This is a genomic window from Shewanella psychrotolerans (assembly GCF_019457595.1).
Classification (GTDB): domain Bacteria; phylum Pseudomonadota; class Gammaproteobacteria; order Enterobacterales; family Shewanellaceae; genus Shewanella; species Shewanella psychrotolerans.
In genome coordinates, this window is sequence record NZ_CP080419.1 from 464,141 (window position 1) to 478,092 (window position 13,952).

The window sequence follows — 13,952 nt, forward strand, 5'->3', positions numbered from 1 at the left end:
GGGAGGTGATTGATAAAGTTACCTGATTTTTCTTTTTCCGACTCCACTGAGACAGGCTGGTTACATGTTCAAGAAGCTGCGTGGCATTTTTTCTAACGATCTTTCGATCGATTTGGGTACGGCTAACACCTTAATTTACGTTCGCGAAGAGGGCATAGTGTTGAATGAGCCTTCTGTAGTCGCTATTCGAGGCGAGCGCGGCAGTGGCGGACAGAAATCTGTTGCTGCGGTTGGCACCGAAGCTAAGCAGATGTTAGGTCGTACGCCAGGTAATATTCAGGCTATTCGTCCGATGAAGGATGGGGTTATTGCCGATTTTTATGTGACCGAAAAAATGTTGCAGCACTTTATTAAACAAGTGCATAACAACAGTGTTTTCCGTCCAAGTCCACGAGTGTTAGTTTGTGTGCCTGTAGGGGCTACACAGGTTGAGCGCCGCGCTATTCGTGAATCGGCTATGGGGGCTGGTGCTCGTGAAGTGTATTTGATTGAAGAACCCATGGCGGCAGCGATTGGTGCAGGTCTTCCTGTATCTGAAGCTACAGGCTCTATGGTTGTCGATATCGGTGGTGGTACGACTGAAGTTGCAATTATTTCGCTCAATGGCGTAGTGTATTCCTCTTCTGTGCGTATTGGTGGTGACAAGTTTGATGATGCCATTATCAACTATGTACGTCGTAACTACGGTAGTTTAATTGGTGAAGCTACCGCTGAACGTATTAAGCATACGATTGGCACCGCTTACCCTGGCGATGAAGTATTAGAGATTGAAGTTCGTGGACGTAATTTAGCTGAAGGGGTACCACGCAGCTTTACGCTAAATAGCAACGAGATCTTAGAAGCACTGCAAGAGCCGTTATCTGGTATCGTCAGTGCCGTTATGGTTGCACTTGAACAATCACCACCAGAGCTGGCTTCAGATATTTCTGAACGCGGCATGGTGTTAACTGGTGGTGGTGCACTATTGCGTGATCTTGACCGTTTGCTGATGCAAGAGACGGGTATTCCGGTAATGGTTGCCGACGACCCATTAACGTGTGTTGCACGAGGTGGTGGTAAGGCATTAGAGATGATCGATATGCATGGCGGCGATCTATTCTCTGACGAAAACTAATTTGAGTTTAATACTGGCAGTGAAATGCTGGTAACCTGGTTTTCTGGGGGAATAGCCTATGTCTCTATACCCATTTAACCCAGCCTTTTTGAGTTATGAAAGGTTATATCGGTTGCCGCATCTAGCTGCCTTAAGTGTTTTATGAAACCCATTTTTGCTCGCGGTATTTCAAATCAATTCAGGCTAACATTGGCAATTATTTTGTCGGTGATCTTGCTTGTGGCTAATGACAGGCTAGAGCCTGTTAGGCAGTCTATCTCCTCCATTTTGAGCCCATTACAATACGTTGCCAATATTCCTGGTGTGGTACTTGATTGGTCAGCCGAAAGTATTGCAACCCGTAACATGCTGCAAAAGCAAAACACCGAATTGCTTCGCCAGCAGCTATTAATGAGCGAACGCCTGCAGCGTTTTGAACATTTGCGTCAAGAGAACGAGCGTCTTAGGGCTTTGCTTGGCTCGCCTGTTCATATGGATGCCAAAAAGGTGGTTGCTGAAGTGATGGAAGTCGCTAGCGATCCCTTTCGTCATTATGTGGTGTTAAATCACGGTGCGCGTAGTGGCGTGTATGTCGGGCAGCCTGTGGTCGATGCCCAAGGTGTTGTTGGTCAGGTTGTTGAGATTAGTGAGCTCACGAGTCGCGTGCTACTTATTTCTGATGTGACTCATGCTATCCCAGTAAGGGTAACCCGTAACGATGTGCGTTTAATCGCTCAGGGCACGGGTGAATTGGATGAATTAGAGCTACGCCATGTGGCCAAGAGCACCGATTTGCGCGTAGGTGACCTGCTCGTCTCTTCTGGATTGGGTAAGCGTTTTCCTGAGGGGTATCCTGTAGCGCGAATACTAGGTGTTGAAAAAGATGATGGCCAAAGCTATGCCACGGTCATAGCCCAACCCCTTGCAGCTTTAGATCGCATTCGTTATCTGTTGTTGATCTGGCCTGATGGTTATGTTCCTCAAGGGGAGGTCGCGAATGACCCGAGTAACGAATCTAATGCTAATACTCCGGAGGTGACTCCATGAGTATGCATATTCCTCATGGCCGCTGGGTCGTGTGGTTAAGCTTTCTGATAGCGATGTTATTTCAAATCATGCCGCTACCGAGTATTGTCGAAGGTTGGCGTCCCGATTGGTTACTCTTGGTAATGATCTACTGGGCGATGGCGTTGCCTCACCGTTACAACATTTTATCTGCATGGATATTAGGTGTATTGCTGGATATTCTACTAGGTGCCCATTTAGGCATTCGGGCCTTAGCAATGTCATTGGTTATCTATGTGGTGGTGCTGCATTTTCAGCGGCTACGTAACTTTCCGATGTGGCAGCAGTCGCTGATGATTGTCAGTTTAGTGTGTTTGTATCATCTGGTGGTGTTTTGGGTGCATTTTGTTGTCAATGTCGCCACATTTGATACTAGTTTATTTTTACCTGCGGTATCGAGTTTAATCATTTGGCCGTGGGTGTTTTGGATGCTTCGACGGATCCGACGTATTTATAAAGTGAGATAAAAATGGCATTGGTATTAGCATCATCTTCTCCGCGCCGTAAAGAGTTATTGGCGCAGCTTGGGATGGGTGATGAGCAATTTACATTCGATGTATTAGCGACTGATGTTGACGAGGCACATATCGAGGGCGAATCGGCTCGAGTCTTTGTGCAGCGTGTTGCAATTGAGAAAGCTCAAGCAGGGTTAGCGCTGTGCGGCAAGACGGATGTGGTTGTGCTAGGCTCTGACACTATTGTAGTGCTCGATGAGCATATTTTAGGTAAACCTCAAGATGAGGCTGACGCTAAAAGCATGCTCGAGCAACTGTCTGGCCGACAACATAGTGTCATGACCGCGGTTGCGGTGACTGATGGAAGACAAACAGTGTCGACACTTGTTGAAACTAAAGTGCAATTTCGTAGCCTAACAGAACAAGATATTCTTGCCTATATTGCCACTGGTGAGCCGATGGATAAGGCTGGCGCTTATGGTATTCAAGGTTTGGGTGGATGTTTTGTGCAAGGGATCGAAGGCAGTTATTCTGCGGTTGTGGGGTTGCCTTTGGTGGAAACCAGAGCACTATTAATCCAGATGCAGGCCTTATAATTTAATCCAAAATAAGTTGTTTAGGTTTAGTGTCGTAAGATCCTTTTTAGCTAATGCCTATAAACATTAAGTGAGTTATTAATGAGTCACGTAGTCAAAAACAGAGTACAGGGAAAGATTGGTTCTGAATTATTGATCAATGTGACGCCGACAGAAGCTCGTGTTGCCTTGGTTGAATATGGCATCTTACAAGAGGTGCATATTGAGCGTCGGATGAAGCGCGGTTTAGTTGGTAATATTTATAAAGGCAAGGTCAGCCGAGTATTACCTGGAATGCAGGCAGCATTCGTCGATATTGGCTTGGATAAAGCGGCGTTCCTGCATGCATCAGATATCGTTCCCCATACCGAGTGTGTCGCCGATGTCGAAAAAGGCAACTTCGTTGTGCGTGATATTGGCGAGTTAGTGCGTCAAGGCCAAGATATTATGGTGCAGGTGGTTAAAGATCCTTTGGGAACAAAGGGCGCCCGCCTAACAACCGATATCACTCTGCCATCTCGTTATTTAGTATTTATGCCAGGCTCTAGCCATGTGGGTGTATCACAACGTATTGAGTCTGAAGAGGTTCGCGCTCGTCTCAAAGGCCTTACCGAGCCTTTTGTGGACGAAGATGGCGGCTTTATTATTCGCACCGCAGCAGAAAATGCCGGGGAGCTAGAGTTAGTTCAAGATGCGGCTTTTTTAAGACGAGTTTGGGCAAAAGTCAGCGAGCGCCGTAAACGCTCAGGTGTTGCGCTGTTGTATCAAGATCTCGCGTTGCCAGTCAGGATTGTGCGAGATTTTGTGGGTACAGAATTAGACCAAATTCAGGTCGACTCTCGCCAAACCTTCGAAGAGTTACTGCAGTTTGCGCAAGAGTTTATGCCAGAGGTTGCCGATAAAATTGAGCACTATTCTGGTCGAGTACCTATTTTTGATCTCTATGATGTTGAAAATGAAATACAGCGTGCACTTGGGCGTAAGGTAGAACTCAAGTCCGGCGGTTACCTTATCATAGATCAAACCGAAGCCATGACCACGGTAGATATTAATACTGGGGCGTTTGTTGGTCACCGTAATCTTGAAGAAACCATCTTTAATACCAACCTTGAGGCGACTAATGCCATTGCGCGTCAACTACGACTGCGCAATTTGGGTGGCATCATCATTATCGACTTTATCGATATGCTTAATAAGGATCATAAAAAGCGGGTGTTGAGTACTCTCGAGGCGGCTTTAGCCAACGATAGAGTTAAAACCAATGTCAGCGGCTTTTCTGGTTTGGGCTTAGTGGAGATGACTCGTAAGCGTACTCGAGAAAGTTTAGAGCATGTACTTTGTGGCGAGTGCCCAGTCTGTTTAGGTAAAGGCAGCTTGAAAACGGTTGAAACAGTTTCCTATGAGATATTCAGGGAGATCATTCGTCTCGATCGTGGCTACGATGCCGATGAGTTTTTGGTGTACTGCTCGCCAGCTGTGTATGGCAGTTTAACTGGCGAGGATAGCCATTTGGTGGCTGAGCTTGGCGCTTATATTGGTAAGCGAGTTAGATTACAGAATGAACCTATGTATGCGCAAAACAAATTTGATGTGGTGATAATGTAGTGTCACGCACATTTTGTCCTCGAACTTTTGGCCGTCTCTGCTGGCAGACTGTCGCGATAATTTTAGTTGTGTTTGCCCTAGGAGTCAGTCTTTTTAGGGGATTATTGCCTAAGCTAGATCAAGTGCGCCAAGAGCTAGTGAGTTATATCGAGCAAGAGTATCAAGTTACAGTACAACTATCAGAACTGAGCGCGGAGTGGCAGGCATTTGGTCCTGCAGTGACGATAAAAAAACTGGTGCTTCCACCTCAAGATAATTTGCCGTTAACGCTCATTGTTGAAAATGTTCATGTGAAGCTCGATTTTTGGCAAACCTTAGTGTCAGCGTCACCTCAAATTGAGAATGTGATATTTGAAGGCGTTAATATTGCCCTCGATATTGATAAGCTTAATCAATCAACCACAGCGACTGTCGATTCCTCTGATAGTGTGGCGAGAGAGGTCAACATTGATTGGCTTTATCAGCTTATGCTGGAGCAACTTGAGCGTTTTTCGATTACCGATGTGACTCTGCAACTGGTCAGTCAAAGCCATCAATACCGCCCTATTCACGTCAATAACCTGCGCTGGCGTAATCGAGATGATTCCCACCGTGCTCAAGGTCAGCTCTATTTGGATAAAAACGCCTCTAAGCTTGAGCGTTTATCTTTGAGTATTGATATTGATGGTAATGGCTATCAACCAGATAGTTTAGAGGGACAAATATATCTCGCGGCCAATTCGTTAGATCTCGGTAAATGGGCGTCAAGGCAGGTTAACCCCTATGACAATAAGCGTGCTTTGCCTCTAGAAGGGGTGGTTAATCTGCAGGCATGGGCTGATTTTTCTGATCGCCAAATCACCTCCGCTACGGTTGCATTTAGTCCGAGTTGGTTACAGTGGCAACTTAATGGTGAACAACAGAAATTCGAGATCCAAGGCGGGCAGTTAAATTGGTCTCCAACGGCACTGGGGTGGCACCTAGGGAGTGCGAACTTGGCATTCGTCACCAATGAAACCCCATGGCCTGAGCTAAAATTTTCAGTAAATAAACGCAATGATCATATCAGAGCGGGGCTTAATGAGCTTGATATCCAAGCGCTGTTGCCCTTATTGCCTCTCCTGCCTAGCATGAGCCTTGCGGGACTGCATAAGTGGCAGGCAATGGATCCTCATGGCGTGATTAAGAACCTACAGCTTGACTATCAATTTGAGCAGCCGTTGTTGCTTTCGGTAGATGCACAGAAAGTAACTTGGAAATATGCCAACGGTATTCTCGGTAGTGCCCCAATCGATCTCCAGCTTGGTATGCGTGGTGATAACCTCTATGTGTCTGCACCTGCTCAAGAGTACATTATTGATTTTGATGGTGGATTCGAGCGACCTATCGAGCTACAAGGTGAGGCGTTTTCCGTTAAATATGCATTTAATGATGCCGTGCTTATCGCGCCTAAATTAACCTTTGAGAATGCTGATATTGCGGTCGATGCTGGATTAAAAATGCAGTTCGATCAAACTGCTTATCTGAGTTTGTTAGCGGATGTCGATATTAAAGATGCCGCCAAGGCCAAATATTATTTTCCTAAACATGGCATGAGTGAATCGCTGAGAAGTTATCTCGAAGGCGCGATAAAAGCGGGTAATAGTGATGATGCAACAGTGGTTTGGCAAGGTGCACTAGCGGATTTTCCTTATCAAGATAACAGTGGCGTCTTTCAGGCTGGGTTCTCGCTGAAGCAAGCTCGATATCAGTTTCAGCCTGATTGGCCTGACGTGACCGACTTGAGTTTGGAGGCCTTGTTCGAAAATGCTTCGATGGATCTTTGGGTTAACAAAGGCCAGCTCTTGGACGTGGCTGCCGATGGTGCTCATGTTGCTATTGCTAAAATGAGTCATGAGACTGTGTTGACGGTACGCGCTGATCTGCATACCGCGGGTGATGCCGCGAAAGAGGTGTTAATTCGTTCACCGCTTAAGGACAGTGTCGGGGCCACGCTTCAAGTGGTACAAGTTCAAGGCGAGGTCGACGGCAAGCTCGATCTCACTATCCCTTTGTATAAAGGCGGTATTGCGGACATTAAGGGGACGGTCAGTTTTGCCGACACGCCAGTGTATTTAGCGAAACCAGGTGTACAGCTCGACGCGGTAACGGGTGAGGTCTATTTTGTTAATGATGTCGTCACTGGTGAAGCAATACAGGCTAACTTATTTGAGCAGCCCGTTAGTTTGAGTTTTGATACTGGAAAACTCAATAAAAATTATGGCTTGAATTTAGATATGCAGGGGAGTTGGCAACTGGACTCGCTGCCAAAAATCTTAGATAACCCCCTTAAGGACTATTATCAAGGCCAAGCTAATTGGCAGGGGGCAATGACATTGATTTTTGACCCCTTGGGCTATCGCATTCAGGCTCAGGTTGATAGTGATCTCGAAGGGGTTAGCTTAACATTGCCCGGTAAGTTTGCTAAGGGAGCCGATAGTAAAAGACAATTATCTTTTGAGCTTATTGGTGACAATAAACAATCCTCGCTGGGGGCAAAGTTAGGTGACCAGTTGGAGTTTTGGGGCGGCTTTAACGAGGATTCGGCTGGGCAGCTCGCTCACTTTGATCTGCTGCTGGGACGGACCTTTAAGCCGGGTGATCAGCTACGTCGTCAACAAGGACATTTACAATTAGATTTGCCACAGACAGATTTATCACCCTGGTTGCCAATTATTAGAGGTTTCATTGCAGATATCCCAGTGAGTAAATTAGCGATAGATGCCGCGATGACCGAGGCTCTAGCGACTGATGAAAGTTTAGCGCCTGAGCAAAGCCTAGTTATTGATGAGACCTTAGCCCAAGCTTTAGCGGTACAACCAGCCGAGGCGCCGCAGTTAGGATTTTTCCCACCACTGGTTTCGATTGATGGTCGTATGAAACAGCTAACAGTGTTTGGATTATCTATGACTGACCTGAGTTTGCAGGCCAATCCGACGGAGCACGGTTGGCGCTTTGAAGGGCAGTCGCATGAGTTTGAAGGTCGTGTTGATTTTTACCCAGATTGGTCGTCACAAGGATTAAAAATAGTTGCTAAACATTTTGATTGTTCACCAGCGGTGAAGAAGCCTGAAGAAGCGATTATTGCCAGCGATACCGTACTAAGCAATCTTCCCCCTTTGGCGGTGGATGTGGACGAATTTAGTCTTTACGGTAAGCAATTAGGCCACTTAGTATTTCAAGGTACACCTGTTGGTGGGGACTATCAAATTCAAACTATTTCGCTTAATACGCCTAGCATTGCGTTAAAAGGTAAAGGGGCGTGGTTAAACAATGAACAACAAAATATTACCGAGTTTGAACTTGATCTGCAGGCAAAGCAGTTTGATGAAGTCTCTGAGCGCTTGGGAATAGACCCAGGCTTAAAAGAGGCTCCGCTTGATCTGCAAGCTAAACTGTCATGGACTGGTGCGCCCTATGGATTTTCTTTGGAAACCCTTAATGGTCAGATTGATTACAAGCTAGGTAAGGGGCATCTGTCAGAAGTGAGTGATAAAGGGGCGCGTATCTTTTCGTTATTTAGCCTCGACTCTCTGCTGCGCAAGTTATCGTTAGATTTCTCCGATGTATTTGGTAAAGGCCTCTATTTTGATTCGTTTTCAGGTACCTTAAAACTCGATGACGGTGTGGTAAAAACGACCGATTCTGAGATGGCAGCGGTTGCGGGTAATATGCGGGTACGTGGTTATACTGACTTAACCACTGAAAGCCTTAACTATGATATTCGTTTTGTGCCCAAATTAGCCTCGAGTGTACCTACCGTGGTGCTGCTGAGTACGGGCGGTTGGACCTTCGGTTTGGGTGCATTTGCGTTAACTAAGGTCCTTGAGCCTGTGATTGAAGTGATTTCTGAAATACGCTTTAGGGTGACAGGAACCATGTCAGAGCCCAAACTGGAAGAATTAGAGCGTAAGAGTAAAGAGATTGAGATCCCTGAATCGGCCTTGCCTGAACACTTAAGGAAAAAGAGTATTGCAGAGCCCTTAGGTGACAGTGTTAGTCTTGAGGCGATAAAACCATCGCAATCAAACAGTACCAAGGATATAAATAGTAATAGTAGGGCAGCTACTACACCCGTTTCAACTCAAGCGGTTAAGAGTGAAACCAATGCGGCCGGTGTTGAGATCCCTAAACCCGTGGTTGAAGCCCCGCCGGAATTCAAAGAGTCATCTAAACCTTTAAATGTTGCGCCTACTAAGGTTGTGCCAATACCCGTAAAACCAAAGCAAGAACAAAGCGAGAATACAAGTTCGAGTGATAACGGTGACAGCCGTGGTAACAAGGAGCAAGTGGATGCAGATAAGCTTATTACAATGTCAGAGTGGCCGCGACGTCGAGGCCAACCTCAGCTTTATCAGCGAGCAGCTTGAGCAGCTAAAGGTTACCGAAAAACCGCATTTAGTGGTTCTACCCGAGTGCTGTTTGCTATTTGGCGGGCATGAGAGTCAACAACTTGCCCATGCGGGAACCAATGAGCAAAGCGTACTTAAACAGGCGCTAGCCAATCTAGCTTCACAATATGGGGTTTACCTTGTCGCAGGAACCCTCCCTATTCTTGCCGATGATGGACGAGTGTACAGTCGAAGTTACCTGTTTGATGATAATGGCCGAACTTTAGGGCACTATGACAAATTACATCTGTTTGATGTCGATGTTGCCGATGGCACCAAAAACTATCGTGAAAGTGATACATTTTGCCCCGGGGAGCAAATAAGCGTTATCGATACACCTTTCGGAAAAGTAGGTATGGCGATATGCTACGACTTAAGGTTTGCCGACCTGTTTAGGGCGATGAGAATACAAGGGGCTGAGATCATTGTACTTCCAGCAGCATTTACTCGAGTAACAGGTGAGGCTCATTGGCTGCCTTTAATTCAGGCTAGGGCGATAGAGACTCAATGTTTTGTGTTGGCTGCTGCTCAGTGGGGGCAACATAATCAAGGCAGTCGAGAAACTTGGGGTCACAGCTGTGTGGTTGGCCCATGGGGTGATGTATTGGCGCAAAAGCCTGAGCAATGTGGTTGGTTAACGACCTCTATAGATGTCAGCGAGATAGAAGATATTCGCAAGGGGATCCCCGTAGTAAAGCACAATCGTTTCATTGAACCTAAGTTAAGGTAATAAGCTGATTGTATTAAACGAATAATGTATAACTCGTGAAATGCGAGCTAATAGAGAGAGAATTAATGCCATTTTTAACCCAAGTAGAACAGAGTTTATTGCAGGATGGATTGTCACTAGATCAATTGCAAGGCTACCTCAACAGTATTCACCAACATAAGATCGATTTTTCTGATCTCTATTTTCAAGGTAGTCGTCATGAGTCTTGGGTGTTAGAAGATGGCATAGTCAAAGATGGTAGTTTCCATATTGAACGTGGTGTCGGTGTTCGCGCTATTTCTGGAGAGAAAACGGGCTTTGCTTATGCCGATGAAATCACACCAGTGGCGCTGAGCGCAGCGGTCGAAGCGGCTAGAGGGATCTCTGTTGCGGGCAATAGTGGTCGCGTACAAGCGTGGAAGACCCAGAATATTAATCCTCTTTACCAGAGCGCTGATCCCATTGCAGCGATGGAAGAGGTGAAAAAAATCCAGCTATTAAAGCAAGCCGATGCTTATGTTCGCAGTCTAGACAGCCGTATTATTCAAGTGGTTATCAGCCTTTCTGGAGTTCATGAAGAGATTTTAGTGGCGGCAAGTGATGGCACTCTAGCGGCGGATATTCGTCCATTAGTACGGTTTAACTGTAGTGTGATTTTAGAGCAAGATGGTAAACGTGAACGCGGTGCCAGTGGTGGCGGTGGACGTCATGATTATCAAGGATTCTTTGACAATGATGAGACTGGGTTACCCAGCTGCTTTGCATTTGCAAAAGAAGCCGTGCGCCAAGCATCGGTTAACTTAACCGCTATCGATGCACCCGCAGGAGAGATGCCGGTAGTACTTGGTGCTGGCTGGCCCGGTGTATTACTGCATGAGGCTGTAGGTCATGGTTTAGAAGGTGATTTTAACCGTAAAGGTAGCAGTGCATTTAGTGGGCTTGTTGGCCAGCAAGTGGCATCAACATTAGTTACCGTTGTTGATGATGGCACGATAGCTAATCGTCGTGGCTCACTTAGCATCGATGATGAAGGTATGCCCACTCAGAAAACCGTGTTGATTGAAAACGGTATTCTCAAAGGCTATATGCAAGACAAGCTCAATGCTCGCTTGATGGGTGAGCACTCAACGGGCAATGGTCGCCGCGAATCTTATGCCCATCTGCCAATGCCGCGCATGACCAATACTTATATGGAAGCGGGAGAGTCAGATCCTGCTGATATTATTAAGTCGGTTGAAAAAGGGATTTATGCGCCTAATTTCGGTGGCGGACAGGTGGATATCACTTCAGGCAAGTTTGTATTTTCGGCGTCAGAAGCTTACCTAATTGAAAAAGGCGAAATTACCCAAGCAATCAAAGGGGCAACGTTGATTGGTAATGGCCCTGAGGCCATGGGACAGATCTCTATGGTGGGTAATGACTTGGCGTTAGATCAAGGCGTAGGTGTTTGTGGCAAAGATGGGCAAAGTGTGCCCGTAGGCGTGGGGCAGCCGAGCCTGAAGCTCGACAGGCTGACAGTCGGGGGGACGGCCTAGCAAATGGCTGCGGCGTGTCAGCTGAGACGCCGCGATTGATGAGGGGCATTTTGCCCTTAATTGCTTGGTCATCTTTTCAACACTCCTATAGGGTGTTAACATTCACCAAGGATATAGAGTAATAACTCTAGAGGTGTTAATGAAATATTTGTATACGATCTGGCTGTCCTTGATGGTCCTAGGGGCGCAGGCCGCTCATGGGCAAGAGCTTGCCTTTGGCGAGGCGTGGCAGCAGCTATTGCAGGTGAGTGATAAGCTGCAGGCCAGTCAGCAGGAGGTTAATCGAGCCCTGGCGGAGAAAGACGCCGGGGATGATCTTAATCTGCCCTCGCTGTCGATAAATGGCAGCTATACACGGTTAGAGAAACCGATAGAGCTGGACTTAAGGGATCTTAACCCCTTAGCGACTTTCGACCCCGCGAGTTTACCCCCAACCCTTGGTGCGGCCTTGGGGGCTATTCCTGGTTCGCTGTTTATCACCCCTTTTACCGAGCAAGATATTTTCCGTTCCAGCTTGCAGGCGATGTGGCCTATCTATACCGGTGGTCGCATCAGTGCCGCTCAGGGTATACATGAAGCTCAGGTGGCCGAGAAGGAGCAGCAGCATCAACTGTCGACGCGGGATCTCTTCGTCCAGCTGGTGGACAGATACTATGGTGTGGCAGTGAGCCATGCCCTGATGGCGACAAGAGGTCAGTTAGTGGATGCGCTGACCGAACATGCCGATCATGCCGTTAAGTTGGAGCAGCAGGGACAGATCGCCAAGGTGGAACGTCTTAACGCTCAGGTGGCATTGGAAAATGCCAGAGTGGATTATGCCAGCGCTAAGCGCCAGCTGGAGATGAGTCAGATTGCCCTGTCACGTATGTTGCACCAGCCCAATGTCGATACCGTCTCTCAGTTGTTTCTTCTGGAAATCTCGCCTTCTTTAGGTCAGCTGAGTCAACTGACGCTTTCTAGCCATCCGGCTCTCAAGTTGCTGGAGGCCAAAGAGGTTCAGGCCAATGGCCTTATCGATGTGGAAAAGGGCAGCTATTACCCTACGGTCTTTCTTTATGGTAACTATACCCTGTATGAAGACGATTCCCTGCTAGCCAAGATGGAGCCCGACTGGATGGTTGGTGTTGGGGTGAAGATCCCGCTTATCAGTCGCGACGGTCGCAGTGGTAAGGTCGAAGCTGCCCGTAGTGCCCTGTTGCAGGCGCGCTATACCAAGGCCCAGACTCAGCAAGATCTGAGTCTTTTACTGGATCAGAGCTATCGTCAGCTGCAGCAGGCCAGAGAGGAGACAGAGTCGTTAAACCTCTCCTTGTCTCTTGCTAAGGAAAACAAACGCCTGCGGGATCTCGCCTTTAGTCAGGGACTGTCTACCTCGATTGAGAAGGTGGATGCCGAGCTTAAACTAAGCGGGGTGCAGACTCAGCAGTTGGCTGCCCAGTATCGTTATGTACAGGCCTATGCCAGATTGATGGCCATCAGTGGTCAGTTAGATGAATTTATCGGTCGTTCACGCACCGCCCAGGAGAGAGCAGATGCGCACTAACAGAATCTTAGCCCTTGTTGCCCTAGTCGCCTTGATTGTCCTCTTGGCCTATGGACTTCATTTGGCTCACACTCCTAAGGTCACGCGTTTGCAGGGGCAGATCGAGGCTAGAGAATATAATGTTTCCTCCAAAGTGCCTGGGCGGGTTTCTCAGGTCATGGTGCGTCGAGGTGACCAAGTGGCCGAAGGCGATCTGCTGTTTGCCATCGACAGTCCTGAGCTCAATGCCAAGTTGATGCAGGCACAAGGAGGACGTGATGCCGCCAAGGCGTTGCAGCAAGAGGCGGATAACGGCGCTCGTAAGCAACAGATATCGGCGGCGAAAGAGCAGTGGTTGAAGGCAAAAGCGGCGGCCACCTTGGCCGAGACCACCTATAAACGGGTAGAAGCCCTGTTCAGTGAGGGCGTGTTGGCGCGTCAAAAGCGTGACGAAGCCTTTACCCAGTGGCAGGCTGCCAAGTATACCGAGCAGGCGGCTTATGCCATGTATCAGATGGCGGAAGAGGGGGCCCGTGAAGAAACCAAGGCGGCTGCTGAGGGTAATGTCCGCATGGCCGAAGGGGCCGTTAATGAGGTCAGTTCCATCTTGGCCGACAGTCAAATGCGCTCACCTAAGTCGGGTGAGGTTAGCGAGGTGCTGCTGCAAGCTGGCGAACTGGCGCCTAGCGGTTTTCCTGTGGTGAGTGTGATCGATATGCAGGATGCCTGGGCAGTGTTTCAGGTTCGAGAAGATCAGCTTAAAGACTTTAAGGTTGGCGATACGCTAGAGGTGGAGATCCCTGCACTCGGCCAACGTTTTTCCTTTAAAGTGGCGCACATTAGCGTCATGGGACACTTTGCCACTTGGCGCTCTACCGAGAGTGGTCACGACTTCGATATGCGCACCTTTGAGATGGAGTTAAGACCAATGGAGCCCATTGCCGACTTAAGGGTGGGTATGACCAGCTTACTGGTGCCTTAAGC

General features: G+C 47.7%; 10 protein-coding genes. All 10 read left to right on the forward strand.

Translation table 11 applies throughout. The annotated features are described in order from the left end of the window. The first annotated feature begins 64 nt into the window (after positions 1-64). Positions 65-1,114 carry a rod shape-determining protein gene (locus tag K0I62_RS02135; protein ID WP_011864209.1) on the forward strand — a complete coding sequence of 350 codons (1,050 nt, stop codon included), beginning with the start codon at positions 65-67 and terminating at the stop codon, positions 1,112-1,114. 141 nt (positions 1,115-1,255) lie between these two features. Next, positions 1,256-2,140 (forward strand): rod shape-determining protein MreC, encoded by an 885-nt coding sequence (mreC, locus tag K0I62_RS02140; protein WP_220069911.1) that lies wholly within the window; start codon positions 1,256-1,258, stop codon positions 2,138-2,140. Next, complete coding sequence (gene mreD, locus K0I62_RS02145) at positions 2,137-2,625, forward strand: rod shape-determining protein MreD (RefSeq protein ID WP_220069912.1); 489 nt, start codon at positions 2,137-2,139, stop codon at positions 2,623-2,625. The genes mreC and mreD overlap by 4 nt, the downstream gene beginning before the upstream one ends. A gap of 2 nt (positions 2,626-2,627) precedes the next feature. Then, complete coding sequence (locus K0I62_RS02150; RefSeq protein ID WP_220069913.1) at positions 2,628-3,209, forward strand: Maf family protein; 582 nt, start codon at positions 2,628-2,630, stop codon at positions 3,207-3,209. Positions 3,210-3,290: 81 nt separating this feature from the next. Further along, positions 3,291-4,793, forward strand: a complete 1,503-nt coding sequence (gene rng, locus K0I62_RS02155) for a ribonuclease G (protein ID WP_220069914.1) — start codon at positions 3,291-3,293, stop codon at positions 4,791-4,793. Continuing rightward, a complete protein-coding gene (locus tag K0I62_RS02160) occupies positions 4,793-9,181 on the forward strand; it encodes a YhdP family protein (protein WP_220069915.1) in 4,389 nt (1,462 codons plus the stop codon). The genes rng and K0I62_RS02160 overlap by 1 nt, the downstream gene beginning before the upstream one ends. Then, on the forward strand, positions 9,105-9,932 hold the full coding sequence (locus tag K0I62_RS02165) for a carbon-nitrogen hydrolase family protein (RefSeq protein ID WP_220069916.1): 828 nt from the start codon (positions 9,105-9,107) through the stop codon (positions 9,930-9,932). The genes K0I62_RS02160 and K0I62_RS02165 overlap by 77 nt, the downstream gene beginning before the upstream one ends. 65 nt (positions 9,933-9,997) lie before the next feature. Continuing rightward, a complete protein-coding gene (gene tldD / locus K0I62_RS02170) occupies positions 9,998-11,446 on the forward strand; it encodes a metalloprotease TldD (RefSeq protein WP_220069917.1) in 1,449 nt (482 codons plus the stop codon). A gap of 139 nt (positions 11,447-11,585) precedes the next feature. After that, positions 11,586-12,989 (forward strand): TolC family protein, encoded by a 1,404-nt coding sequence (locus K0I62_RS02175; RefSeq protein WP_220069918.1) that lies wholly within the window; start codon positions 11,586-11,588, stop codon positions 12,987-12,989. Then, positions 12,979-13,950: an HlyD family secretion protein gene (locus K0I62_RS02180; RefSeq protein ID WP_220069919.1), complete on the forward strand. Its 972-nt coding sequence runs from the start codon at positions 12,979-12,981 to the stop codon at positions 13,948-13,950. The genes K0I62_RS02175 and K0I62_RS02180 overlap by 11 nt, the downstream gene beginning before the upstream one ends. Positions 13,951-13,952 lie beyond the last annotated feature (2 nt).